The following is a 24,243-nucleotide window of genomic DNA, read 5'->3' as shown; positions in this document are numbered from 1 at the left end:
GGCTAGAATCGGGCGACTTCACGGAAACCGCGCATGCACAAGCACAGCTCTTCGCCGAAACCCTCCAGCAAACGCGCTGCGCCACGAGCACGCCGCAATGCCGGGGAAACGCGCGAACTGCTGCTGCGCGCAGCCACCGAGGAATTCTGCGAATACGGCTATGACGGCGCGCGCATGGAGCGCATCGTGCGCAATGCCGGCTGCAATATCCGCATGGCGTACCACTACTTCGGCGACAAGGAAGGCCTGTACCTGATGGTGCTGGAGGAGACCTACGAAGAGCTGCGCGCCAAGGAGCGCGAACTCAATTTCACACACCTGGAGCCCGTTGCGGGCATGCGCGCGCTGGTCGAATTCACCTTCGACCACCTGGCCCAGCATCCCGAGTTCATCGCCTTGGTGCGTAACGAAAACCTGCTCGCCGGACGCATGCTGAAGAAGTCGGACAAGGTGGCACAGCAGACTACGCCACTGGTCGGCATGATCCGCGACACGCTGATGCGCGGCGTACAGGCCGGGCTGTTTCGCGACGGGGTCGATCCGCTGCAGCTGTATGTGTCGATCCTGTCGCTGTCGCTGACGCACATTTCCAACCGCCACACGCTTTCGATCATCTTCGAACGCGACCTGGGCGATCCGGCCTGGCTGGCCGAGCGGCGCGAGCATGCCGTCGAGGTGATTCTTTCCTACCTGCAAATGAAAACGGCCCCTCGCGGAGCCGTTTGAAGCGCAGACACCGAGCCGATCAGGGTTTGATATAGGTGTAGCCCTGCATCTGCAGCGTGCTGAGCTGCGCAACGCCGGACGGCACCACGTCGCTCTCACGCACGTCGTACAGGTGCTCCATCTCAATGCCACGCGCCTCAAGCGTATTGGCGCACACCTGGAACTCAACCCCGCGCTGCTTCAGTACAGTGACGCGTCCCTGCATGCGCTCGTCGGCATTGGCGGTCTTCATCTTGGTGAGCTCGCGGTCTTCGGGAAACAGCAGCATCGACAGACCGTCACCGTGCATGACCACCTTCACGTCTATGTTCTCTTGCCCCACCGCATTGATGTGATTGATCACGTTGCCCAAGGCGGCGTACTGCTGCTCGGCCTCGCCACCGTTGATGTGATAGACCACCTTCTGCTTCTCGCCGGCGCTGGCGCTGGCGACGCCAGCCAGCAAGGCAAACAACAGCACGGCGAATGCCTTCTTGAAATAACTCATTTCGACTCCTGATTGCTGTGGTGAAGCGTCACTCGCCGGCCGGCGTGGTCTTCGAGGCGGCTTCGAGTTGCGCCACGCGTTGCTCCAGCAGGATCAAACGTTCGCGCGTCTGCATGAGCACTTCACGCTGCACTTCAAATTCTTCACGGCTGACCAGATCGAGCTTGCTGAATGCACTGCCGAGCAAGGCTCTGGCGTTCTTTTCGATATCCCCCACCGGGCTGTGGGCGGCCAGTTCGGCGAGCTTGGCGCCGATTTCGTCGAGAAAACGCAGGGGCTGATTCATTGCGGACTCCGCTTGGTTTCGTCAGACGCACGAGTCTACCACCGCCCCATGCGCACTTCCGGGTAATACCTTGCAACATAACGCACCACCTTGGTGCATCGACACCCCGAAGCGCATCTGCAATGCACAGGGGATGGCCGCATAGGCCCTGCCTTCCTGATCAATCCACTGATTTCCAAGGATTTTATAAAACTGGCATGGAACGTGCGAAAGGGGCTCTGCCAGCTAACGACTGCGTGAGGAAGCTACATGCAAGCCCCGACAACACCCAACGTATCCGATGACAGGAGATTCCCATGACCATGAAGTTCGTCACAGCCATCATCAAGCCCTTCAAGCTCGACGAAGTACGCGAGGCCCTCTCGGCCATCGGCGTGCAGGGCATCACCGTGACCGAAGTCAAAGGCTTCGGCCGCCAGAAAGGCCACACCGAGCTGTACCGCGGCGCCGAGTACGTCGTGGACTTCCTCCCGAAGGTAAAGATCGAAGTCGCCATCCGTTCGGACATGGCTGAACAAGTGATCGAGACCATCGAGAAGTCCGCCGCCACCGGCAAGATCGGCGACGGGAAGATCTTCGTTTTCGACATCGAACAAGTCATTCGCATCCGGACCGGCGAAACCGGCACCGACGCACTGTAAGCAAGGGAGCCCCAACTCATGAAAACATCATTCAAGACCCTTCTGGCGGTTGCCGCGGCCGGCCTTGCCGCCCCCGCGATGGCCCAGGAAGTCACCGCTGTCGAGGTGATGACCAACGTCTACCACCTGCAGTACGCACTCGACACCTTTTACTTCCTCATCGGCGGCGTGCTGGTGATGTGGATGGCCGCCGGCTTCTCGATGCTCGAAGCCGGTCTGGTGCGCAGCAAGAACACCGCTGAAATCCTGACCAAGAACGTCGCGCTGTTCTCCATCAGCTGCATCATGTACCTGATCTGCGGCTACGCCATCATGTACGGCGGCGGCATCTTCCTGTCCGGCATCGACGGCGGCGAAACGCTGGTTGAAGACGCCTTGGGCGCCTTCGCCGAGCAAGGCGATTTCACCGGCGATTCGGTCTATTCGGGCGCTTCGGACTTCTTCTTCCAGGTCGTGTTCGTGGCAACCGCCATGTCGATCGTCTCCGGCGCAGTGGCCGAGCGCATGAAGCTGTGGGCCTTCCTGGCCTTCGCAGTGGTCATGACCGGCTTCATCTACCCGATGGAAGGCGCCTGGACGTGGAACGGTGACGACGTCTTCGGCATGTACAACCTGGGCGACCTCGGCTTCTCCGACTTCGCTGGTTCCGGCATCGTCCACATGGCCGGCGCTGCCGCCGCCCTGGCTGGCGTGATCCTGCTGGGTGCGCGTAAAGGCAAATACGGCCCGAACGGCGAACCGCGCGCCATCCCCGGCGCCAACCTGCCGCTCGCCACGCTCGGCACGCTGATCCTGTGGATGGGCTGGTTCGGCTTCAACGGTGGTTCGGTGCTCAAGCTTGGTGACATCGCCAACGCCAACGCCGTGGCCATGGTCTTCCTCAATACCAACGCCGCTGCTGCCGGTGGTGCCGTCGCCGCGATCATCGTCTCGAAGATGATGTTCGGCAAAGCCGACTTGACCATGCTGCTGAACGGCGCGCTGGCTGGCCTGGTGACCATCACCGCCGAGCCCTCCACCCCGACCCCGCTGCTCGCCACGCTGTTCGGCGCTGCCGGTGGTGTCCTGGTTGTGCTGTCCATCACCACGCTGGACCGCGTCTTCAAGATCGATGATCCGGTCGGCGCCATCTCGGTGCACGGCGTGTGCGGCATCCTCGGTCTGTTGCTGGTGCCGGTAACCAACTCCGACTCGACCTTCTTCGGTCAGATCGTTGGCGGCCTCACCATCTTCGTGTGGGTCTTCGGTTGCAGCCTGATCGTGTGGGGCATCCTCAAAGCAGTCATGGGCATCCGTGTCTCCGAAGAGGAAGAGTACGAAGGCGTGGATCTGGCCGAATGCGGTCAGGAAGCCTACCCCGAGTTTGTGAACAAGTAAGCATCGCGCAGCAGTGGAAAGAGGCGCCCCAGGGCGCCTCTTTCTTGCCCGAAACAGGTGGCTGACCAGATGAGTGCCCACAAAACGTGCGAAGCACCATTGTGGTGCGCACATGGTTCAGAACTGCCGCGCTTCGGGCACTTCACCCGGCTCCTCGAACAGAGCGGATGAGTCACAAGCTGCAACTACATGTTTCTTATGTAATTTTTATTACAACTAAAGAATTGGCACGCTAACTGCTTAATTCAATTCCAGAAACACCGAATCTTTAACAGGAGAAGCACCATGCAAAAACGCATCATCGCCGCAGCAGTACTTGCAGCCACCCCGTTCCTGGGCAGCAATGCCATGGCCGAAGATCTGCCGATCGAAGGCAACTTCAGTGTCGTGTCTGACTACGCCTTCCGCGGCGTGAGCCAGTCCAACCAACGCCCGGCCATCCAAGGCGGCTTTGACTACGCGCACGACAGCGGCCTGTACATCGGCACCTGGGCCAGCAGCATCAGCGACGGTTCCGCCGGCCTCGAAACCAACCTTTACGGCGGCTACACCTTCGAAGCCGGCCCCTTCGGTTTTGATGTCGGCGCTCTGCGCTATTACTACCCGGGCGAAGACTGGTCCGCTGGTAACACCACCGAGATCTACGCTGGCATCTCGTGGGAGTTCCTGTCCTTCAAGTACTCGCATGCCACCACCGATCTGTTCGGCGCCAACGACTCGAAAGGCTCGGGCTACTACGATCTGTCGGCTTCCTACGAAATCATGGAAGGCCTGACGCTGGATGCTCACTACGGTTATTCCCGCATCAAGGGTGCCGGCAACGACAACTACAAAGACTGGAGCCTCGGCGCCACCAAGTCTTACGGTGGTATGGACTTCGGCCTGCACTATGTCGATACCGACATCAGCAACAACAACCAAGCCGACGCCCGCGTCGTGCTGTCGATCGGCAAGGTTTTCTGATTCACGCAATACAGCGCCGTCAGCATGATCCCCTCCTCGTCATGCTGACTCTGCGGGCACCTTCGGGTGCCCGTTTTTTATGCGCGAAGAAAGCACAACGGGCACCCGAAGGTGCCCGTTGTGCTTGAAACGTGTAGCCCGCCTGAACGTCAGGCCACGCGCGCAAATGCCTTGTCGATCTCGGCGCGCAACGCATCGTAGTCGTTGGTCACCGGATACTGCGGGAACTCGCGGATCACGTTTTCCGGCGGGTGGAACAGGATGCCGCCGTGCGCCTCGCCGAGCATCGCCGTGTCGTTGTACGAATCACCGGCCGCGACCACGGTGAAATTGAGCTCTTTGAAACGACGCACCGCCTCGCGCTTCTGATCCGGCATGCGCAGGTGGTAATTCACCAGACGCCCCGTGTCGTCGGCCTCGAGGCTGTGGCAAAACAGCGTCGGCCAGCCGAGCTGGCGCATCAGCGGATGGGCGAATTCGTAGAAGGTGTCCGACAGGATCACCACCTGGTAGTCCTCGCGCAATTGATCCAGAAAAGCGCGTGCGCCCTCCATCGGCCCCATCGACGCGATCACCTCCTGAATCTGCGGCAGCCCCAGCTTGTGCTGGGCGATGATGTCGAGGCGGTACTTCATCAGCGTGTCGTAGTTCGGCTCGTCGCGCGTGGTGCGACGCAGGGCGGGAATACCCGTGCGTTCGGCGAATTCGATCCAGATTTCGGGAACCAGGACACCTTCGAGGTCGAGACAGACGATTTGCACGATGAGAGCCTTTTGAATGCGTGGAAAATGCAGCGCGCGATTGTAGCACCGCACCTTGACCCGACCCGCGCAGGGCGGGCCGGGCGACTCAGTCAGGGTCGGCCAGCGCCTCCAGCGCTTCAGCCAATTCCAGCCAACGCAACTCGGCCTCTTCAAGACTCGCGCTGAGTTCAGCCTGACGGCGACCCAGCTCGGGCACCTCGGACGCCTGCGGGCCGTCGTACAGAGCCGGATCGGCCAAGCGCGCATCCAACGCAGTCTTTTCGCGGTTCCACTCGGCCATGTCGCGGTCGAGCTTTTCGATTTCCTTGTTGAGCGGCCGCCGCGCGGCGATGCGGGCCTGCCGCTCGGCCGCGGCCTGCGCGCGGTCGGCCTTGCGGCTGGCCTTGTCGGCCGCTTGATCGGGGCACTTTTCAGCGGCCACCGACTCTGCGCGCTTGGCCGCCAGCCACTCACGGTAATCATCCAGATCACCGTCGAACTCGCGCGCCACGCCGTCATCGACCAGCACGAAGCGGTCGCAGGTGGCGCGCAGCAAGGCGCGGTCGTGCGAGACCAGCACCATCGCCCCGTCGAAATCCTGCAAGGCCAGCGTCAGCGCATGGCGCATCTCGAGGTCAAGGTGGTTGGTGGGCTCGTCGAGCAGCAGCAGATTGGGCCGCTGCCAGATCAGGATGGCCAGCGCGAGACGCGTTTTCTCGCCGCCGGAGAACGGCTCACACGGCGCGGTGGCGGGCGTCGAGGTGCCACCCACTCCGTCACCACGGAAGTCGAAGCCGCCGAGGTAATCACGCAGATCCTGCTCACGCACGCCGGGGTCAAGCCGCATCATGTGCTGCAGAGCGGATTCATCGGGACGCAAGGTTTCGAGCTGGTGCTGGGCGAAGTAGCCGGTGACCAGCCCCTTGCCCTCGCTGCGTGTGCCGGCGCCAAGCTTGAGTTGGTCGGCCAGCAGTTTGATGAGCGTGGATTTCCCCGCGCCGTTGCGACCCAGCAAGCCCACGCGTTCGCCGGGGCGCAGCTGCAGTTTGAGGCCGGACAGCACCGTTTTGTCGCCATAGCCCGCCGCGCCGTCTTCGATCTGCAGCAGCGGATCGGGCGCCGGGGGCGCATCACGGAACGCGAAGGTGAAGGGCGAATCGACGTGTGCAGCGGCAATGCGCTCCATGCGTTCGAGCGCCTTGATGCGGCTTTGCGCCTGCCGCGCCTTGGTGGCTTTGGCGCGGAAGCGGCGCACGTAGTCTTCCATGTGCGCGATCTCGCGCTGCTGGCGCTCGAACATCGACTGCTGCTGCGACAGCCGCTCGGCGCGCTGGCGCTCGAAATCGGAATAGCCGCCGGAGTACAAGGTGACGCGCTGCTGTTCGATGTGCAGCACGTGACTGACGCAGGCATCGAGGAAATCGCGGTCGTGCGAAATCAGCACCAGCGTACCGGGGTACGCCGCCAGCCACTGCTCGAGCCAGATCACCGCATCGAGATCAAGGTGGTTGGTGGGCTCATCGAGCAGCAGCAGGTCGGAGCGGCACATCAGCGCCTGCGCCAGGTTGAGCCGCATGCGCCAGCCGCCGGAGAAATCCGACACCGGGCGCGCGAGATCAGCCTGGGTGAAGCCCAGCCCGTCGAGCAACGCGGCTGCACGTGCCGGCGCGGCGTAACCACCGATTTCACCCAGGCGCGCGTGCAGTTCGCCGATACGCGTGCCGTCATGCGCGGCTTCAGCCTCAGCCAGCTCGGCTTCAACCGCACGCAACTCGACATCGCCATCCAACGCGTAGTCGAGCGACGAACGCGCGAGGGCGGGAGTTTCCTGCGCGACGTGGGCGATCACCCAGGCCGGCGGAATCTCCAGATCGCCCTGGTCCTGATGCACCTCGCCGCGCAGCAATGCAAACAGGCTGGACTTGCCACTGCCGTTGGCGCCGGTCAGGCCGACCCGCCAGCCCGGATGGACTTGCAGGGACGCGTCTTCAAAAAGGGTTCTGGCACCTCGGGCGAGGCGCAACTTGCGAAACTGGATCACTTGGCCGCATTGAATTGCTTTCAAAGACGGTATTCTATCGGCCTTGGACGCTCGCAACCCTGTCCGGGGTGCAATCCACGTACCTTGGCCTCACAGAAAGACGCATCGAAGATGCCCAAACACTTACTTCTTGCCGTATTGCTGTCTCAAGCGCTGTTTGTCGGCGCAGCCGAATCAGACGATGTCCTCGACCGTGCCCGCGCCATGATTTCCGAAGGCGAAAAGCTGCGCGAGGCCGCCGAGACCCGTTTTCGTCAGACTGAAATCGCCTGCTACGACAAGTTCCTGGTGAATTACTGCCTCGACCGTGCCCGCAAAGACCGCAACGAAGAGATCAGCAAAGCGCGTGAGCTCGAAATCGGCGGCAAACGCATGGAATTGGCCGAACGCCGCCGTGTGGCAGAACAGCGCCAGACATCGATCGACATGCGCTCGGGGCGGGATGTGCCTGAGCCGATGGCGGTGCCGGGGCTGCAGGACAGCCCTGCCCCGGCCGAACGCGAGGCTGCCACCCCGCCCGCCTCGGCACCCGCACCGGCCCAGCGCCCGAAACCGGTCGCACCGCAATCTCGCTCCGACGGCCCACCGGTCGTCGACCTGCAGCCTCAGCCAGTGACAGCCGGCCAGAACGCCGCCGCTCCCGCACGTTCGCGCGCCGAGGTCATCCCGCTGTCCGGCATGTCGGACGGCACGCAAGAATCCGGGCCGCTGACACCGCTGGGTGCCCCGGCGCCGCAGTAAGCCGGGTCAGTCGACTACCGTAACCGGCCCGACGCCGGACGGGATCTGCAGGCGGGCGCGCAATTCGCGCGTCACCTCGATACGACCATCATCGGCCACGCGCAATGCGTGGCCGATGCCGTATGCGCGGGCGTATTTGAGCCAGTCGTCGCCCGCAATGAACGGCGCCTTGCTGGCTGCATCGGACCATACACCGGCGTGCTCACCCGGCATCGCCAACACGGTCAGCGACTGCGTGCCTTCGGCCGGGTAGCCGGTGCGCGGATCGAGCAGATGCGAATAGCGTTTGCCGTCAATTTCGAAGAAGCGCTGGTAGTCACCAGAGGTGCCGATGGCCTCACCGTCGTAAAGCGGCAGGATGGCCAGCGGACGTGGCTCGCGCGGGTGCTGAATGCCCAGACGCCACGGCGTCTTGCCTTTGGAGCCAAGCGCCAGCACGTTGCCACCGATATTCACCAGCGCATCGTTGACGCCCATGCCGCGCAAAATGCCGGCCGCGCGATCCAGCGCGTAGCCCTTGGCGTAACCTCCCAGATCGATCTGCACAGCCGGGTTGCGGCTCGACACGCGTGTGCCGTCGATGGTCAGATCGGCCATGCGCGGGCGCGCCGAAAGCACAGCCGCGAGCTTGTCAGGGTCCGGCATGACCGGCTCGAACTCATCGTCGTGAAAGCCCCACAGCGCGATCAAACGCCCCAGTGCCGGGTCGAAAAGCTCGTCGCCAGCCTCGGCGATCTTCTGCGCGTCACCCAGCAACTCGGCCAATTCCGGAGTCACCTCGACCGTCTCGCCGCGCTCCAGCCCTTCGTTCAGCTGCGTGACTTCAGACGGCTTCCACGCGTGCAGCATGTGGTGCAGGCGGTCGAATTCCTGCAGCACGGCGGACATGGCCTTCTCGGCCTCTTCCTGCGACTCGCCATACACCGTCAGGTCGACACGCGTGCCGAAAACATAGGCTTCCTGATGGAACAGCTGCGGCTGGCTGCAGCCGACCAACACGCCGGCCGCCAGTACGCACGCGGCCAGCGTGCGTACCCAGGCAGCACGCTTGAAGCAGAACTGAAAATTCATGCGCAAATCTGTTCGAGTCGATCGACGAACAGCCCGGCTACCGAAAAACCGCTTTGCGCGGCGATCTCGACGAAGCAGGTCGGGCTGGTGACGTTGATCTCGGTGAGGTGGCCGCCGATGACGTCGAGCCCGACCACCAGCAGGCCGCGCTTCCACAGGATCGGGGCGAGGTATTCGGCGATCTCGCGCTCGCGCGCGGTCAGCGGCATGGCCACGCCACGCCCGCCGGCGGCAAGGTTGCCGCGCGTCTCGCCGGCCTTGGGAATGCGCGCCAGCGAATACGGCACGACTTCGCCGCCGATGATCAGAACGCGCTTGTCGCCTTCGAGAATCTGCGGCAGGTAGCGCTGCGCCATGATGGTGCGCGTGCCTTCGTGCGTGAGCGTCTCGAGAATCACGTTGCGGTTGGGGTCGTCGGCACGCACGCGGAAGATCTGGCTGCCGCCCATGCCGTCGAGCGGCTTGAGGATGACATCGCCCAGTTCGTCGATGAAAGCCTGCACGTCGCGCGGGTCGCGCGCCACCAGCGTGGTGGCAACGAACTGCGGGAATTCGGTGATGGCGATTTTCTCGGAGTGGTCACGGATGGCACGCGGGTCGTTGAAGATGCGCGCGCCGGCCGCCTGAGCGCGTTCGAGCAGCCAAGTGGCGGTGACGTATTCGAAATCGAAGGGCGGGTCTTGCCGCATGATCACGGCGTCGAAGTCGGTGAGCGCCTGCACGCCCTCGGCACCGGGCACGTACCACCGTGCGTCGTCGTCGCTCACCTGCAGCGCCGTGGTGCGCGCCGCCACGGCGCCGTCGCACCACATCAGCGCTTCACGCTGGATCGCATACACCGCATGGCCGCGCCGGGCGGCCTCGCGCATCATGGCAATGCTCGAATCCTTGTAGGGCTTGAGCAGCTCCAGCGGATCGAGGATGAAGGCAATCTTCAGCGCCATGTCAGGCCGCCTCGGCCGCGTCCGCCGGCTCGGTCTCTTCGATCTCGACCGAGGCCGCCAGCAGCGCCAGTCGCGCCACCACGCCGTAGGCGTAGAAGCGGTTGGGCGGTGCGTCGGGCGCCTGACCGGCGTCCGGCAGGCTGCAGCAGGTGTCGAAGGCCAGCGGCTCGAAGTGCATGCCCGGCGCGTTGAGGTTCTCGTCGCGGCCGCGCTCCGTATGCACGCGGTAGAAGCCGCCCACCACGTAGTGATCCATCATGTACACCACCGGCTCGGCAACAGCGCCATCGAGCGTTTCGAAGGTGTGCACGCCTTCTTGAATGATGACCTCCTGAACCTGCATGCCTTCCTTGATGACCGACATCTTGTTGCGCTGACGGCGATTCAGGCCGACCACTTCGGACGCATCCTTGACCGTCATCACGCCCATGCCGTAGGTGCCGGCATCGGCCTTGACCACCACGAAAGGCGTCTCTTCCACGCCGTATTCCTTGTACTTGGCGCGGATGCGGGTGAGCAGTTCATCCACTTGCGTGGCCAGGCACTCTTCGCCAGTGCGCTCCTGGAAGTTGATCTTGCCGCAGGTGCGGAACTCGGGGTTGATGCGCCACGGGTCAATGCCGATCACGTCGGCGAACTCTCGGGCCACACGGTCGTAGGCGCCGGCATGGATGGATTTGCGACGCGTGTACCAGCCCGCGTGCAGCGGCGGAATCAGCCATTGCTCGTCGAGCCCCTTGAGGGCCTCGGGCACGCCGGCGGACAGGTCGTTGTTGAGCAGCACCGCGCACGGGTCGAAACCGGCCACGCCCACGCGGCTGCCGCGCCGCTCGAGCGGCTCCAGCGTCAGCGTGGCGCCGTTGTTGAGCTCCAGCACGGTGGGTGCGGTGATCTCGGGCAGCAGACTGCCGATGCGCACATTCAGCCCCGCCAGCGACAGGATGGACGCCAGACGCGCGACGTTCTGCAGATAGAACTGGTTGCGCGTGTGGTTCTCGGGGATCAGCAGCAGGTTCTTGGCGTCGCAGCAGATGCGCTCGACCGCCGACTGCGTAGCCTGCACGCACAGCGGCATGAAGGCTTCGTTGAGGTTGTTGAAGCCGCCCGGGAACAGGTTCAGGTCAACCGGCGCAAGCTTGAAGCCCGAGTTACGCAAATCGGTGGAGGCGTAGAACGGGGGCGCATGATCCCGCCACTGCACGCGCATCCATTGCTCGATCTCGGTGGCGTGGTCGAGAAAACGCGACTCCAACTCCAACAGGGGGCCGGACAACGCGGTGGTGAGATGAGGAACCATGAGGGGGACTCTCTACGGTGAAAGCAGCGACGCCGCGAGGCGTGCCGGAAGATGCTGCGGATTGTACATCAGCGCCCTGAACGCTCTGATTGCAGCGGCACGAAGGCCGCGAACGAAGCCGGCAACGGCGCGTTTTCCAAACTGCGCTGGGTGAACAGAAAGCGTCCGTCGCACACGAAGCCCAGCGAGGCCCAGTCGACCGCGTTGAGGGCCGCGGCAAAGGCGGCGATATCGACCTCCGGCGCGTGCGGAAACACCGCCAGCACGGCGCCGTCGTAGGCATTGCAGGGGTGCAGGAAGAACGGGCTGGCACCGCGTGTACGGCTGTTCACATACACGCGCGGGCGCTCGGAGCGGTGGTAGCTGCGCCCCCACTGCCACCAGTTGGATTCATCGAATTTACGGATGCGGCGCGCCAGCAAACGCTTGCGCTGGGGCAGCAACACGCTGGGCGGAGGCTCGCCCGGCTCGCACCAGATCATGCGGCGGGTGTTGCCGCTGCGGGCGGTCTCGGAACACACGAAATCACGGTTGCCGTGGCGCGCATCGGCAAACACGCTGTCCAGCCCGGACACCGCGCCCACCTTGACCGCCGCCACATCCGACAGCCGCAGCGGATACTCCTCGCGTGCAAACATCAGATGCCCGGCGCACTCCACCAGATGGCGCGCCTCCCAGCGCGGCGCGGCCAGCTCGCCCGGCCCGGCGCGTGCGCCGACATCGGCAAAGCGCATGCGCCGGTCGAAGCAGCCCTTCTCGAAACGCCAGATCAGGCAATTCGGCACCGCGCCGTCGAATACGCGCGAATCGCCCAGTTCGATGGCGTCGGTGATCGAGCCCTGCTCGAACAGGCGCTTGTTGAGCTCGACGGCCGAGGTCGATTTGAGGAAATCGCGCGGCGTGATGAAGATCAGCTCGCCGCCCGGCACCAGATGGCGCAGGCACTTGGAGATGAAATACAGGAACAGATTCGCCCGCGCATCCAGCCCTTCGCCCTCCAGCCACGCCCGAGTGGCCGCCGGCACGTCACGAAAGCGCACATACGGCGGGTTGCCGATGATGGTGTCGAACTGCTCGGCATCGGGATAGGCGAAAAAGTCGGCGTTGATCGCACCGGCCGGGCAATGCGTGGCATCCAGCTCGATACCCACTGCGCCGTCGAGATGCCGCAGAAAGGCGCCGTCCCCGCACGCCGGCTCCAGCACCCGGCCGTGGTTGCGCCGCAAGGCCAGCATGGCGCGCACCACCGCTTCCGGCGTGAACACCTGGCCGAGCGAAGCAACGTCGAACACACGCGGGGGAAGCGGAAGATTCATCAAATGGGGCGCCGGGCTCGGCCTGCCGGGTAAGGGCTCACATGGCGGCAAAGTGTATCCCATCCACTGCCACCGGCTGCAGGCCGCATCGGCTCGATGCAGGTTCGCCTGTGAGCGTCCAGCGCACGGACTCGTTCCCCAACGTTCCCTGCGCAGCCACATGCACCATGGGCTTTCCCTAGAATGGCGGCTTCAGCCTACCTCCGGGACACCGCCATGCGACCTCTCGCCCTCATCACCGGCGCCGGCACCGGCATCGGCCATGCGCTTTCCACCCACCTGATCAGCCGTGGTTGCGACATCCTCGCCGTGGGCCGCCGCGTAGCGCCGCTGCAGGCACTTGCCGAGGCCCACCCCGGCCGGGTGACGCCCGTGCCGCTCGACATCGCCACGCCGGAGGCCCCGGCGGCCCTGCGCGCCGCCGTCGCCGAGCGCCCGTTACGCTTTGTCGTGCACAACGCGGCCACTCTGGAACCGGCCGGCCCCCTGGCAACGCTTGATCGCGCGGCCTTTCAAGCGCACCTCGACACCAACCTGAGTGCCCCGCTGTTCATCACGCAGGCCTTGCTGCCGGCGATGCGCGAAGGCGCACGCGTGCTGCACATCTCGTCCGGCGCTGCGCATCATGCCCTTCAGGGCTGGGGGCCGTACTGCGTCTCGAAAGCCGCACTGCACATGCTTACACAAAGCTGGAATGCCGAACTCGGCGAGCGCGGTATTTTGGTCGGCAGCGCACGGCCGGGCGTCGTCGACACCCCCATGCAGAGCACCATCCGCAGTCTTGCACCCGCGGTGTTCCCGCGCGTAGCCGCCTTTCAGCAAATGAAAGCCGAGGGCGCGTTGCTCGCGCCCGACACGGTGGGGCGTTTTCTGACGTGGATGCTGCTCGACGCCAACGCCCAGCAATTTTCGGAGGCCGAGCGCGACATTCGCGATGAGGAATTCACCGGCCTGTGGCGCGGCTAGGCTCGCTTGGGCCGCACGGCAGCCGGTCTCCTCGTCGCCCTGATTTGCTCGCGACACAGGAGAAAGTACGCATGAGTTCGATGGTTCCTCGCAGGTCGGTATGGCGTTTGAGCTACGCGGCCCTGATTGGCATTGTCTGCCTGCTGTCTGCCACGGCGACGTCCGCCCAGAACGGAGAAGCCGGCGTGCAGCGCGCGCTGCAGCAGGCGCTGTCGCAACCCGCGCCGGATCGCGTCGACGCAGCAGCCGTCGAAGCGCTGTCGTTTGAACGCGACGCGCAAGTGACGGCGCGTGTTCAGCGTGAAGCCATTGAGGCCTTCGGTCGCAATCCCGAACAACTAGCCGGGCTGGAAGAGCTCATCGGCTCGGGCAAGATGCTGCGAGAGTTCGACAGCATCCTGAAGCGCTATGGCTACGACCCCGGCAACCTTGGCGACGTGCTGGCTGCCCACCTTCTGATCTCGTGGGAAGTGGCCAATGACCGCGACTCCAAGAGCTCTCCACAAGGGCAACGCGCAGTACGGCGCCAACTGATCGCCCCGCTGGCCGCCGTGCCGCAAGTGGCGGCCATGAGCGATGCGGACAAGCAAGCGCAAGCCGAGCGCACGGCTTACCTCACCATGGTGCATGCGTTCAGCTATCAAACCCTCAAGCGCCAAGGCAACCGCGACGCATTGCGCGAGTTGGCCTCCGGCACACGGCAGGGCCTGCAAGCCAACGGCATCGACCTGCTGCAACTCGAACTGGGCGACGGCGGTCTGGTGAAACGCTGATGCGCGCCAATGCCCGAGGGCCCAGCGCAGTTCCTTGCGGTTCTTGCGTTCTCGCGATGGGCCCCGACAGAGCGCAGACACACGCCCCCGAACGACTCAGCCCTGCAAGACCATCGGCTATCAGGCGCGCTGGATCGCCAACCCGTTCGGCGGCACCATGAGCACGGTACAAGTGCCCGTGTGCCTGCCCTGATCCAGCAAGCTGCAGCGCCTGGCTTTAGCCCAGGCGCTGCACCACGGCGTCCCAATCCACCGCGCCAGCGGTATCGAGCTCGATCGCCATGGTTCGCTCATCGTCTGCGAGCGGTTCGCGGTGAGCGAGTTGATGCTCCAACACCACCACGTCGGCATCCGCCGCGTCGGTGCCGTCAGCACTGCGCTGCATGACACGCTCACGCAACACCTGCGGCGGCGCATCGAAGGCGAGGATCGCAAACGGCACCCCCAAGCTCTCCGCCAACTCACGGAACGCCTCACGCTGCGTGCGCTGCAGGAAGGTCGCATCCACCAGCGCCGGGCGGCCGGCCGCGACTGTCAGGCGCACGATTTCCTGCAAACGCGCGTACGTGCGCTGCGTCATCTCCTCGCCATACAGGCCCTCGCCCACCGCAGCCGTGGCGCGCTCGGCGGGCTTGAGACCGGCCAGACGCTTACGCTCGACGTCCGAGCGGATGCGGATGGCACCACGACGCTCGACTAGCGCCAAAGCGCCCACGCTCTTGCCCGACCCCGACGGGCCGCTGGCAATCCACACTCCGGTGCCGGCCGGCACGATGCGTGCAAGCGCGTATTCCAGATACATCACCAGTTCGTTACGGCACGCCGCCGCTTCGGAGCCATCCGCCTGCTGCATGCGGATGGCCGCCACCTTGGCGCGCACCATGGCGCGATAGATGACGTAGTAGGTCAGCAGCGCGAGGCCTTCATAGTCCCCGCTGGCCGCCAGCCAGGCGTCGAGAAAGCGATTGGCCAGGTCGGCACGACCGCGCGCTTCGCAATCCATCACCAGAAAGGCGATGTCGGCCATGACGTCGTTCCAGCGCAGATTCGGGTTGAATTCGATGCCGTCGAACAAGCGCGCCTTGCCGTCGAGCATGACGATGTTGGCCACGTGCAGATCTCCGTGGCACTCGCGCACGAAGCCGGCTGCAAGCCGCGCGTCGAAAGTGGCGGCAAGGCGCTTCGATTCGGCCGCGCTCCACGTCTCCAACTGGCCGATGCGTTGCAGCAACGTCGGATCGGAAACCAGCTCACGCATCTGGTCGAAATTCTGCTGCACGGGGAAGATGGCCGCTTCGGCCGTACCGAAGCCGTCACCGATCTGCGCCACAGCCGCATCGGCATGGAAGTCGGCCACGTGCCGGGCCAGCGCGTCCATGTGCTCGTAGGTCAGTTGGCCAGCAGCCAGCAGGTGCGCGAAAAGTCCCGACTGGTCGAAGCGCTGCATGCGCACCGCAAACTCGGGTGCGCCGTCAGCCGGCCCGATGTGCGGATCGCCGCCGCCATACACGCCCACCACGTCCTGATAGATCTCCGGCGCGGTGCGGCCGTTCAGGCGCACTTCTTCGGCGCACATCAGGCGCCGACGCTCGGGTGTCGAATAATCGAGAAAGCCCAGATCAAGCGGCTTCTTGATCTTGTAGGCGTAGTCGCCGGCCAGAATCACCCACGAAGCGTGGGTTTCGATGCACTCGACGGCGTCGGCCGGGTGCGGGAAGCGGCCGCCCTGCGCCAAGGCAGCCGCGATGGAAACGGAGTCGGTCATGCGAATTCGTTGAATGGGGGAAAGCCGGGATTCTACCGGTCGGAAGCGCCCCGCAACGAATGCAGGGCGACCCGTCAGCCGGGCGCAGGCAATCTCGCGCACCCGCCACCTTCGGGCGAGGCACGTATACTTGCGTCTCCGTGCGCATCGCGCCCGCAGACTTACGGAGCACGCCCTTGGCTGGCAGCCACAACACCCCGCGCATCGTCGCGCTGATTCTCGGTCTGACCTTCTTTGCGCTGATCGGCGCCTTCGTCACGATGGCAATGATTTCGCGCGACGAGGTGCGCATCAACGCCATCGGCCCGCTCGGCAAGGCGCCGGGCGTGGAACGCGGCGGAGTGCGTTTTTCCGGCACGGTACATGTATGGGAAGTGGTCGGCAGTGTCGGTACGGACAACACAGGCCAGGCCCAGCTTGAACTCAATCTGCGCGGCCCCACCGGCCAACCGCCCGATGCCGGCCTGCCTCTGAGCGCCCGCTTCGTTCGGCCGGACAGCGATGCGGCACCGATTGCGGTGGCACTGGATCGCGTCGGCCGCGGCGTCTACACCGGCAGCGCACCCCTGCCCGGAGACGGGTCGTGGCAACTGCACATTGCCGTGCCCGAAATCACGGGCGTGCTGAACTTCACTGTCGACCCTTGAACCACGGCGCGAACAGCGCCTCGGCATTGGTACGCAGCAAGCGCTGCTGCAGCGCAGGCGGCAGCGGCGCCAACCACGCGCGAATGCGCGCCACCACGGCTTCGTATTCGTTCCAGCGGTTGGTACTGAAGGTATCCACCGCCACCACGAAGCGCTCGGGGTAGTCCTCGAACAGCTCACGCCACTCCGGCAACAATACGCCCTCGGGTGCAATGCGCTCGTCACGCACCGAGGTATCAACCCACAGCGAACGCTCCGCGTGGCGCTCCAGCATGCGGCGCACCGTACCGGGCACTGGCACCGTGCCCAGATGCGCCCACAGAATGCGCACCTCCGGTGCCAGTTCGAACGCCCGGTCGATCACCGCCGGGTCACCGTGGATCAGCAGCATCAGCCCATGCTCGTCAGCCAGACGCACCAGCGCCTCGAACACCGGGCTGTGCGCATCGCGCGCGAACAGATGCAGTTCGCCGATGCCGGCCCACTCGCCCTTTTGCAGATGCTCCACAACGCGCTGCGGGAGGCCGCGATCATGCATCCACATGGCTTTGCCAAGGTGAGAGGCATACACCCCGAGCAGCGGAATCACCCGCCGGTCATCGCTCGCCTGCAAATCCAGCGCGTGCTGCCACGGCGTGCCCGACACCACCACATGCGACACCCCGGCGGCTTCCACGCGCTGCAGCACGTGCTCCGGCGCAAGCGCCGCGGCATCGCCCGCAGTGTAATGGGAGTGCGCGTCGATCATCGGCGGCACGGCGAACGCAGGCGCGACGAAAAAGGAGAGCACCAAAAAGGTGCTTGCGTGTCTGCAAAAATCCATCGCCATGACGCAATCACGTTCCCGCCAATGCATGCTCCGCCCCCCCAAAACCTCGTGAGAAACAATGAGTTCAGAGACATATGTCTCGTTTTACTCACGCTCTTCAGCAAAAACGTTGCGCAGGTGCATCAAACGTCACGCTTCACACTGTGAAATCGTTGCGACGCCCCAAAGCTGGGCATATGCTCACCCCCGTAAACGAGTACCAGCCACCCATTCGGGGTAACGAATCGGCATCCAGGCACCGTATACAGTGGCGCATGCACGCCGACCTCCCCTGCCCGATCCCGTGGCCCGAGATGCCGACCCCACTTTAGCAAAGCGCCCTGTATCTGCCCGGCTCTGCCAGGTGACATGCATGGAGCGCACGTATGCGGCGGCCACAACTGATTTTCGCGCTTAGCGCATCGCTGCTGACCACACAGGTGGTGGCAGCGGACAACTTCTACGATTCGCTCATTCATCGAGCACGCGCGGGCGAACATGCGCCGGCACTCACCTGGCTGCGCCAGCAGCCCGTGCTGTCCCCCACTCAACAACTCGATCTCTTGCTGATCAGTTCCTGGGCCGGGCTCGACGAAGAAGTGCTGACGCTTTACCAGCGCCATGAAACCACCCTCAGCCGCTCGCAACCTGCCCGCGAGGCGGTGGCGCGCTCGCTGCGCAACCTCCAGCGCTGGGACGAGGCCTTGCAGCACTACGAGGCCATGTTGCGTCAGTCGCCGCAGCGTGCCGATCTGCGCCAGCAATGGATCATGACGCTGGCCGATGCCCTGCGTCTGCCCGAAGCTCTGGCAGAGAGCGAGCAATGGGTCAAACAGTCTCCGAAACAGTTCGAGGCTCGGTACACGCGGGCCTATGCACTGATGCGGGCGGGCGAGCAGTACGCCGCACTGCGTGAGTTCGATCTGGCCATGCAACTCGCGCCGCAGCATGAATGGGCACGCCTTGAGTACCTGCGGGGCCTGCAGCGTGCCGGTCTGTCGGCATCCGTCGTTGCGCATACCGACGCCATGGCCCGTCTCAGCGAAGCCGACCAACGCAGCATGATTGCGGACACGCTTTCCGATCGGGTGATGATTGCCGACACGGCAGCGCGGCGCGAATCCGAGCGCTTTGTGGTGGCTGACCGCGCACTGCATCAGTCCGAATTGCTGATCAAGGGCTGGGAGGGGGTACCGGAGGCGGCGGCTGAGCGCCAACGCGTGCGCATCGACCGCCTTGGCGCGCTGCACGCCCGGGTGTACATGCGCCAGTTGCGCAGCGAAGCCGAGCAACTGATGGCCGAAGGCGTCGTACTGCCCGACTACGCGCGCCGCTGGTACGCCGGAGCCCTGCTGTACCTGCGCGAGCCGGAACAGGCTGCGGACATCTACGCCGACCTGATCAGCAAGAGCAACGAACGCGACCAGTTCTGGCTCGCTGACCATCAAGGCCTGTTCTATGCGCTGGTCGAAGCCGAGCGGCTCGACGAGGCGCTCGCTCTGGCCGACCGGCTGCAGGCGCAACAACCGATGTACAACGTGGTGCCCGGCTCCGGCCAGACCCTGCCGAACGCCACGTGGATCGAGGCACGCACGCTGTATGCCAACGCCTTGTTGTTCAACGACCGCATGCCGGCCGCTCAGGCTGCCTTCGAAGAGCTCTCCGACCGCGCGCCGGAGAACACCAACTTCCGCGTCAGCCGCGCCTTGGTCTATCAGAACCGTGGCTGGCCGCGCGAGGCCGAAGGCGAGCTCAAGGTCGCCGAAACTTCCACCCCGCTGAGCCTCTCGGTGCTCGCGGCACAAGCCAACAATGCGCTGGAGTTGCGCGAGTGGGAGCGCTTCGAAGAGCTCACCGCCTACCTTGAAGACCATTACCCCGAATCGCTGCAGACCCAACGTCTGCAAAAGCTGCGGCAGGTGCGCCACATGCGCGAGCTGCGCATCGAAGGCGGCACTGGACGCAACCGTGGCGGCAACGCAATCGGCAAGAACGACCTGTCCATCGAGGCGCGTCTGTACAGCCAGCCGCTGGCTCAGGCCTGGCGCGTGTTTGGCGGCACGGGCTACGCCCGCGGCAGCTACGAAGAGGGCGATGCCTCGCACAACTGGCAGCTTGCCGGCGTGGAATGGTCGCGCCGCGACCATCGCGTCGAGGCCTCGGTATCACGCCACAGCTACGGCCACGGTGTACGTGCCGGCCTGCACCTTGCCGGCGAGCATGACCTCGACGATCACTGGCAAATTGGCTGGGAAGCCGCCAAACGTTCGATGGAAACGCCGTTGCGCGCCCTGAACAGTGACGTCGATGCCAACCTCCAACGCCTGTACGTGCAATGGCGGGGCAACGAGCAACGCGACTGGCGCCTCACCGCCACCACCATGCAGTTCAGCGACGACAACGACCGCAGCATGCTGGCGCTGGACGGACGCGAACGCCTGTTCACCCGGGCACGCCTGAACCTCGATCTGGGCCTTGGCCTGGCGGCATCGCGCAACAGCCGACCGGAATCGGGCCCCTACTTCAGCCCGAAGTCCGATTTCACCGCGATGAGCACGCTGACCCTCAACCACGTCATTCACCGCCGCTACGAAAACGTCTGGCGTCAGTTCGTCCAGGTCGGTGTGGGCAGCTACAACCAGAGCGGATACAGCGCTGGCGGCATGGGCACGATTTCCTACGGGCAACGCGTCGAACGCGACGACCGGCTGGATGCAGGCTTCTCGCTGTCGCTCGGCAGCCGTCCGTATGACGGTGAGCGCGAGCGCGAACTGCGCCTGAACTTCGACATCAGCTATCGCTTCTGAGGCCAATCATGACCGCATTCCGCACTTTCCTCGTGCTGGCCGCCCTGCTGATGCTGACGGCCTGCGCACGCTATGCAGCACCGCCGTATCTCGCGCCCGACCAACGACCACAACCGGTCGCCGAGGTCGAGTGGCCGACCAACCACGTGCTGGGCATCGGCTACCACTCCGTGCAAGACCGCGACCCCGACAATCGCTACCTGTCGGTGCGCACGGCCAACCTCATCCTGCAGTTCAACTGGCTGCGCGAGAACGGCTACCACCCGGTTTCCATCGACCAGATCCTGACGGCCCACGACGGCGGCACGCCCTTGCCCGAAAAAGCCGTGCTGCTGAGCTTCGACGACGGCTTCACCAGCTTTACCGAACGCGTGCTGCCCATTCTGCGCGCCTATCAGTGGCCCGCCGTACTGGCTCCGGTGGGGCAATGGCTGCGCACCCCCGTCGACCAGCCCGTGGATTTCGGCGGCTACAACGCCCCGCGCGAGCACTTCCTCACCGTCGAGCAACTGCGTGAAGTGGCGGCCTCCGGCCTGGTCGAACTGGCGGTGCATACCGACAACATGCACTACGGTCAATTGGCCAACCCGCAAGGCAACACGCAACCGACGGCCGCCTCGCTGCGCTACCTCGAAGACCAACAGCGCTATGAAACGGTGGATGAATTCCGCACGCGCATCCGTGCCGACGTACAGCAGATCAGCGCGCTGATCCGCTCGGTATCGGGCCGCGACCCGCGGGTGTGGGTGTGGCCGTACGGCGCTGCCAGCGGCATGGCACTGTCGATCATCGAGGACGAGGGCTACCAGATCGCCCTGACCCTGCAACCGGGCCTGAGCGACATGTCCACGCTGGAAGACGGCGCGCGCCTGCTGATCGACGCCGACCCGGCCATCGACCAGTTCGCCCGCCTCGTCGCCAACATCGAAGAGAAAGCGCCGCACCGCGTGGTGCACGTCGATCTCGACTACGTGTATGACCCTGACCCGGTGCAGCAGGAACGCAACGTCGGCCTGCTGGTGCAGCGCATCGCCGACCTGCGCCCCAGCACCGTCTTCCTGCAGGCCTATGCCGACCCGAAAGGCGACGGCACGGTACACGAGCTGTACTTCCCCAACCGTCACCTGCCGATGCGCGCCGATCTGTTCAACCGTGTGGCGTGGCAACTGCGTACCCGCGCCAACACCGACATCTACGCCTGGATGCCGGTGCTGAGCTACGACATTCCGGGGCTGCCGCGCGTGCTGCGCTACGACCCGGAATCCGGCACCACGGCGGTCAGCCCCGACCAGTATCAGCGCCTGTCACCGTTCGACCCGCGCGTGCGCCAGGTCATCACCGAAATCTACGAAGACCTGTCGGCGCAGGCCAACTTCGTCGGCGTGCTGTTCCACGACGATGCGGTGATGTCCGACTTCGAAGACGCCGGCCCCGCCGCCCTTGAGGCCTATGCCAAGGCCGGCCTGGGAGGCAGCATCAGCGAACTGCGCGCCAACGACGACACGCTGTGGAAATGGACGCGCTTCAAGAGCCGCTACCTCACCGACTTCACGCTGGAGCTCGCCCAACGCGTGCGCGCCGTGCGCGGCCCGCAGGTGAAGACCGCGCGCAATATCTTCGCCCTGCCCATCCTCGAGCCGTACAGCGAAACCTGGTTCGCCCAGAACCTCGACGACTTCCTCGGCGCCTACGACTGGACCGCACCGATGGCCATGCCGCTGATGGAAGGCGTGCCGCTGAAGGAGTCCGACGCCTGGCTGGCTGCACTAGTGGCCAAGATCGCCGAACGTCCGGGCGCCCTTGATCGCACGCTGTTCGAGCTGCAGGCACGTGACTGGAGCAGCGCCCCCAACCAGCCCGTCAGTGGCGAGCAACTGCGAAGCTGGATCCGCACCCTGCAATGGCACGGCGTACGCCACTACGGCTACTACCCGGACGATTTCCACAACGATCAGCCGCCGCTCAAAACCATCCGGCCGGCCATCGCCAACTCCTGGAGTCCGCTGCCATGAAGGACAGACTGGTTGCCCTCTTCATCCTGCTGGCCGTGCTGGCCGGCCCCGTCGCGTTCGCCCTGGCCATGACCGGCGAACTGCTGCTCAACTTCGTGTTCCTCTACCCGCTGCTGATGTCGGCACTGTGGATCGCCGGGGGCGTCTACTTCTGGCTGCACTGGGAACGACATTGGCCGTGGCGTACCAAGGACCACGATGTCGAGCCGCCGCAACTTGCGGGTGAGCCGCTGGTATCGATCCTCGTGCCCTGCTTCAACGAAGGCGACAACGCACGCGAGACCCTGCTGGCCGCACTGGCGCAGCGCTACACCAACATCGAAGTCATCGCCATCAACGACGGCTCGCGCGACAACACCGCCGACGTGCTGGACGAACTGGCCGCACAGGAGCCGCGCCTGCGCGTCATCCACCTTGCGCAGAACCAGGGCAAGGCCATCGCCCTGCGCATGGGCGCGCTGGCCGCGCGCAGCGAATACCTGGTGTGCATCGACGGCGACGCCCAGCTCGACTACGACGCCGTGCCCTATCTTGTGGCGCCGCTGATCAACAACCCGCGCTGCGGCGCCGTCACCGGCAACCCGCGCGTGCGCACGCGCTCGACGCTGATCGGGCGCATCCAGGTGGGCGAGTTCTCGTCGATCATCGGCCTCATCAAGCGCACGCAGCGCGTGTATGGCCGCGTTTTCACGGTGTCCGGCGTGGTGGCCGCCTTCCGGCGCAGCGCGCTTGATCGTGTGGGCTATTGGAGCCCGGACATGATCACCGAGGACATCGACATCAGCTGGAAGCTGCAGCTCGACCACTGGGCGATCTTCTACGAGCCGCGTGCGCTGTGCTGGATCCTCATGCCTGAAACCCTGCGTGGCCTGTGGAAGCAGCGCTTGCGTTGGGCCCAGGGCGGCGCCGAAGTGCTCGCCAACAACGCCCACTCGATCTGGAAATGGCGTCTGCGCTACATGTGGCCGCTGCTGTTCGAATTCAGCCTGTCCGCCATCTGGGCCTTCACTTTCGCACTGACCATCGTCCTGTGGGCGGCCGGCCAGGTCTTCGTGATGCCGGAAAACCTTCAAGTGCTGCAGATCGTGCCGCCCGGCTTCACCGGACTGCTGCTCGCCTGCGTCTGCCTCGCGCAGTTCGTCGTTGCGCTGCTGATTGAGCGGCGCTATGAGCCCGACCTGCACAAGTGGTTGTTCTGGGTCATCTGGTATCCATTGGTGTTCTGGATGATCACGCTGTTCACCACTCTGATCAGCCTGCCCAAGGTCATGCTGCGCAGCCAGCGTCGTCGCGCGCGCTGGGTCAGCCCTGACCGGGGTATCGCAAGGAAGCAATCATGATCGTCCAGACCCAACAACACTGGCTCCCGAAGGCCCTCGACGTCGTCCTGACGCTCTTGGCGTGGTACGTCTTTCTCTGGCTGATGGCTGGCGGCATTGGCAACATGCTGGAGCAGGATGTCCGCATCACCTTCGCCAACCTTCCGCCGCAACTGCTGGCAACGGCCCTCAACGTACTCACCTATACGGCGATGGGCGTCGCTTTGACCGTACTGCTCCTGGTGTGGGCCAAGTACAACCAGATTCGCGCAGGCCGTTACACCCGCCGCGCGCGGATCCCCGACATGTGCGACAGCCGGCTGTCAGTAAGCTTCGGCGTGCATCCGAGCGTGGTTCAGGCCATGCGCGGCGAGTCACGTTTGGTCTTCCACAACGATCACAACGGCGATCTCGAACGCGCGCATCTGCCTGGACTCGGCGACACCATCAACGTCCGCGAGCCCATCCCGGCACGGCACGAAGCCTCACCGCAATAACCCCTTCGCACCGGAG

At 64.5% G+C, this 24,243-nt stretch carries 22 protein-coding genes; 12 read left to right on the top strand and 10 right to left on the bottom strand.

Features of this window, described 5'->3' with window-relative positions; genetic code table 11:
• Nucleotides 1-33 precede the first annotated feature (33 nt).
• A complete protein-coding gene (locus AC6H0W_RS03765; RefSeq protein ID WP_497575781.1) occupies nt 34-726 on the top strand; it encodes a TetR/AcrR family transcriptional regulator in 693 nt (230 codons plus the stop codon).
• A 19-nt stretch (nt 727-745) separates the two neighbouring features.
• Here AC6H0W_RS03765 and AC6H0W_RS03760 read toward each other — a convergent pair whose 3' ends face one another.
• Nucleotides 746-1,213 carry a DsrE family protein gene (locus AC6H0W_RS03760; RefSeq protein WP_497575780.1) on the bottom strand — a complete coding sequence of 156 codons (468 nt, stop codon included), beginning with the start codon at nt 1,211-1,213 and terminating at the stop codon, nt 746-748.
• A 28-nt stretch (nt 1,214-1,241) separates the two neighbouring features.
• Nucleotides 1,242-1,499, bottom strand: a complete 258-nt coding sequence (locus AC6H0W_RS03755; protein ID WP_497575779.1) for an accessory factor UbiK family protein — start codon at nt 1,497-1,499, stop codon at nt 1,242-1,244.
• Nucleotides 1,500-1,801: 302 nt separating this feature from the next.
• On the opposite strand from AC6H0W_RS03755, the gene glnK reads away from it, so the two are divergent.
• The 3 genes from glnK (at nt 1,802) to AC6H0W_RS03740 (ending at nt 4,480) form a co-directional block, all read left to right on the top strand.
• Nucleotides 1,802-2,140: a P-II family nitrogen regulator gene (gene glnK, locus AC6H0W_RS03750; protein WP_497576185.1), complete on the top strand. Its 339-nt coding sequence runs from the start codon at nt 1,802-1,804 to the stop codon at nt 2,138-2,140.
• 18 nt (nt 2,141-2,158) lie between these two features.
• Nucleotides 2,159-3,517, top strand: coding sequence for an ammonium transporter (locus AC6H0W_RS03745; RefSeq protein ID WP_497575778.1), 1,359 nt, complete (start codon nt 2,159-2,161; stop codon nt 3,515-3,517).
• Between the two features lie 285 nt (nt 3,518-3,802).
• On the top strand, nt 3,803-4,480 hold the full coding sequence (locus tag AC6H0W_RS03740; RefSeq protein WP_497575777.1) for a TorF family putative porin: 678 nt from the start codon (nt 3,803-3,805) through the stop codon (nt 4,478-4,480).
• A gap of 149 nt (nt 4,481-4,629) precedes the next feature.
• Here AC6H0W_RS03740 and thrH read toward each other — a convergent pair whose 3' ends face one another.
• Nucleotides 4,630-5,241, bottom strand: coding sequence for a bifunctional phosphoserine phosphatase/homoserine phosphotransferase ThrH (gene thrH, locus AC6H0W_RS03735; protein ID WP_497575776.1), 612 nt, complete (start codon nt 5,239-5,241; stop codon nt 4,630-4,632).
• An 88-nt stretch (nt 5,242-5,329) separates the two neighbouring features.
• Nucleotides 5,330-7,264: an ATP-binding cassette domain-containing protein gene (locus AC6H0W_RS03730; RefSeq protein ID WP_497575775.1), complete on the bottom strand. Its 1,935-nt coding sequence runs from the start codon at nt 7,262-7,264 to the stop codon at nt 5,330-5,332.
• A 111-nt stretch (nt 7,265-7,375) separates the two neighbouring features.
• Between AC6H0W_RS03730 and AC6H0W_RS03725 the strand changes: the two genes are divergently transcribed.
• Nucleotides 7,376-8,005 carry a hypothetical protein gene (locus tag AC6H0W_RS03725; RefSeq protein WP_497575774.1) on the top strand — a complete coding sequence of 210 codons (630 nt, stop codon included), beginning with the start codon at nt 7,376-7,378 and terminating at the stop codon, nt 8,003-8,005.
• Between the two features lie 6 nt (nt 8,006-8,011).
• Here AC6H0W_RS03725 and AC6H0W_RS03720 read toward each other — a convergent pair whose 3' ends face one another.
• From AC6H0W_RS03720 to AC6H0W_RS03705, 4 genes are all read right to left on the bottom strand, one after another.
• Complete coding sequence (locus tag AC6H0W_RS03720; protein WP_497575773.1) at nt 8,012-9,076, bottom strand: FAD:protein FMN transferase; 1,065 nt, start codon at nt 9,074-9,076, stop codon at nt 8,012-8,014.
• Nucleotides 9,073-10,020, bottom strand: coding sequence for a glutathione synthase (gshB, locus tag AC6H0W_RS03715; RefSeq protein WP_497575772.1), 948 nt, complete (start codon nt 10,018-10,020; stop codon nt 9,073-9,075). The genes AC6H0W_RS03720 and gshB overlap by 4 nt, the downstream gene beginning before the upstream one ends.
• A 1-nt stretch (nt 10,021) precedes the next feature.
• On the bottom strand, nt 10,022-11,317 hold the full coding sequence (gshA, locus tag AC6H0W_RS03710) for a glutamate--cysteine ligase (protein WP_497575771.1): 1,296 nt from the start codon (nt 11,315-11,317) through the stop codon (nt 10,022-10,024).
• Nucleotides 11,318-11,385: 68 nt separating this feature from the next.
• Complete coding sequence (locus tag AC6H0W_RS03705; protein ID WP_497575770.1) at nt 11,386-12,633, bottom strand: Eco57I restriction-modification methylase domain-containing protein; 1,248 nt, start codon at nt 12,631-12,633, stop codon at nt 11,386-11,388.
• A gap of 216 nt (nt 12,634-12,849) precedes the next feature.
• Here AC6H0W_RS03705 and AC6H0W_RS03700 point away from each other — a divergent pair, with 216 nt between their 5' ends.
• Together AC6H0W_RS03700 and AC6H0W_RS03695 are read left to right on the top strand one after the other, a co-directional pair.
• On the top strand, nt 12,850-13,599 hold the full coding sequence (locus AC6H0W_RS03700) for an SDR family NAD(P)-dependent oxidoreductase (RefSeq protein WP_497575769.1): 750 nt from the start codon (nt 12,850-12,852) through the stop codon (nt 13,597-13,599).
• Nucleotides 13,600-13,670: 71 nt separating this feature from the next.
• Nucleotides 13,671-14,372, top strand: coding sequence for a DUF6683 family protein (locus AC6H0W_RS03695; RefSeq protein ID WP_497575768.1), 702 nt, complete (start codon nt 13,671-13,673; stop codon nt 14,370-14,372).
• A gap of 217 nt (nt 14,373-14,589) precedes the next feature.
• Here AC6H0W_RS03695 and AC6H0W_RS03690 read toward each other — a convergent pair whose 3' ends face one another.
• Nucleotides 14,590-16,137: a bifunctional aminoglycoside phosphotransferase/ATP-binding protein gene (locus AC6H0W_RS03690; RefSeq protein WP_497575767.1), complete on the bottom strand. Its 1,548-nt coding sequence runs from the start codon at nt 16,135-16,137 to the stop codon at nt 14,590-14,592.
• 176 nt (nt 16,138-16,313) lie between these two features.
• On the opposite strand from AC6H0W_RS03690, the gene AC6H0W_RS03685 reads away from it, so the two are divergent.
• Nucleotides 16,314-16,784, top strand: a complete 471-nt coding sequence (locus tag AC6H0W_RS03685; protein ID WP_497575766.1) for a FixH family protein — start codon at nt 16,314-16,316, stop codon at nt 16,782-16,784.
• Here the strand turns inward: AC6H0W_RS03685 and AC6H0W_RS03680 are convergent.
• Complete coding sequence (locus tag AC6H0W_RS03680; protein ID WP_497575765.1) at nt 16,768-17,574, bottom strand: amidohydrolase family protein; 807 nt, start codon at nt 17,572-17,574, stop codon at nt 16,768-16,770. The genes AC6H0W_RS03685 and AC6H0W_RS03680 overlap by 17 nt on opposite strands.
• A gap of 404 nt (nt 17,575-17,978) precedes the next feature.
• Between AC6H0W_RS03680 and pgaA the strand changes: the two genes are divergently transcribed.
• Genes pgaA through pgaD form a run of 4 tightly spaced genes read left to right on the top strand, consistent with a single transcriptional unit; the run spans nt 17,979 to nt 24,227 of the window.
• Nucleotides 17,979-20,399 (top strand): poly-beta-1,6 N-acetyl-D-glucosamine export porin PgaA, encoded by a 2,421-nt coding sequence (gene pgaA, locus AC6H0W_RS03675; protein WP_497575764.1) that lies wholly within the window; start codon nt 17,979-17,981, stop codon nt 20,397-20,399.
• Between the two features lie 8 nt (nt 20,400-20,407).
• Nucleotides 20,408-22,411: a poly-beta-1,6-N-acetyl-D-glucosamine N-deacetylase PgaB gene (gene pgaB, locus AC6H0W_RS03670; RefSeq protein ID WP_497575763.1), complete on the top strand. Its 2,004-nt coding sequence runs from the start codon at nt 20,408-20,410 to the stop codon at nt 22,409-22,411.
• Nucleotides 22,408-23,751, top strand: coding sequence for a poly-beta-1,6-N-acetyl-D-glucosamine synthase (pgaC, locus tag AC6H0W_RS03665; RefSeq protein WP_497575762.1), 1,344 nt, complete (start codon nt 22,408-22,410; stop codon nt 23,749-23,751). The genes pgaB and pgaC overlap by 4 nt, the downstream gene beginning before the upstream one ends.
• A complete protein-coding gene (gene pgaD, locus AC6H0W_RS03660) occupies nt 23,748-24,227 on the top strand; it encodes a poly-beta-1,6-N-acetyl-D-glucosamine biosynthesis protein PgaD (RefSeq protein WP_497575761.1) in 480 nt (159 codons plus the stop codon). The genes pgaC and pgaD overlap by 4 nt, the downstream gene beginning before the upstream one ends.
• The last annotated feature ends 16 nt before the right edge of the window (nt 24,228-24,243 follow it).

This window comes from Pseudazoarcus sp. NS20, assembly GCF_059703745.1.
The sequence above is the reverse complement of the archived record's forward strand: the minus strand, read 5'-3'. Positions and strand labels throughout refer to the sequence as shown.

Coding starts and splice junctions, on each gene's coding strand:
- AC6H0W_RS03695 (WP_497575768.1), top strand. CDS start 13,671: ATGAGTTCGATGGTTCCTCGCAGGTCGGTATGGCGTTTGAGCTACGCG.
- pgaA (WP_497575764.1), top strand. CDS start 17,979: ATGCGGCGGCCACAACTGATTTTCGCGCTTAGCGCATCGCTGCTGACC.
- AC6H0W_RS03690 (WP_497575767.1), bottom strand. CDS start 16,137: ATGACCGACTCCGTTTCCATCGCGGCTGCCTTGGCGCAGGGCGGCCGC.
- gshB (WP_497575772.1), bottom strand. CDS start 10,020: ATGGCGCTGAAGATTGCCTTCATCCTCGATCCGCTGGAGCTGCTCAAG.
- AC6H0W_RS03755 (WP_497575779.1), bottom strand. CDS start 1,499: ATGAATCAGCCCCTGCGTTTTCTCGACGAAATCGGCGCCAAGCTCGCC.
- pgaB (WP_497575763.1), top strand. CDS start 20,408: ATGACCGCATTCCGCACTTTCCTCGTGCTGGCCGCCCTGCTGATGCTG.
- pgaD (WP_497575761.1), top strand. CDS start 23,748: ATGATCGTCCAGACCCAACAACACTGGCTCCCGAAGGCCCTCGACGTC.
- AC6H0W_RS03740 (WP_497575777.1), top strand. CDS start 3,803: ATGCAAAAACGCATCATCGCCGCAGCAGTACTTGCAGCCACCCCGTTC.
- AC6H0W_RS03720 (WP_497575773.1), bottom strand. CDS start 9,076: ATGAATTTTCAGTTCTGCTTCAAGCGTGCTGCCTGGGTACGCACGCTG.
- gshA (WP_497575771.1), bottom strand. CDS start 11,317: ATGGTTCCTCATCTCACCACCGCGTTGTCCGGCCCCCTGTTGGAGTTG.
- glnK (WP_497576185.1), top strand. CDS start 1,802: ATGAAGTTCGTCACAGCCATCATCAAGCCCTTCAAGCTCGACGAAGTA.
- AC6H0W_RS03705 (WP_497575770.1), bottom strand. CDS start 12,633: ATGAATCTTCCGCTTCCCCCGCGTGTGTTCGACGTTGCTTCGCTCGGC.
- AC6H0W_RS03700 (WP_497575769.1), top strand. CDS start 12,850: ATGCGACCTCTCGCCCTCATCACCGGCGCCGGCACCGGCATCGGCCAT.
- pgaC (WP_497575762.1), top strand. CDS start 22,408: ATGAAGGACAGACTGGTTGCCCTCTTCATCCTGCTGGCCGTGCTGGCC.
- AC6H0W_RS03745 (WP_497575778.1), top strand. CDS start 2,159: ATGAAAACATCATTCAAGACCCTTCTGGCGGTTGCCGCGGCCGGCCTT.
- AC6H0W_RS03725 (WP_497575774.1), top strand. CDS start 7,376: ATGCCCAAACACTTACTTCTTGCCGTATTGCTGTCTCAAGCGCTGTTT.
- AC6H0W_RS03765 (WP_497575781.1), top strand. CDS start 34: ATGCACAAGCACAGCTCTTCGCCGAAACCCTCCAGCAAACGCGCTGCG.
- AC6H0W_RS03760 (WP_497575780.1), bottom strand. CDS start 1,213: ATGAGTTATTTCAAGAAGGCATTCGCCGTGCTGTTGTTTGCCTTGCTG.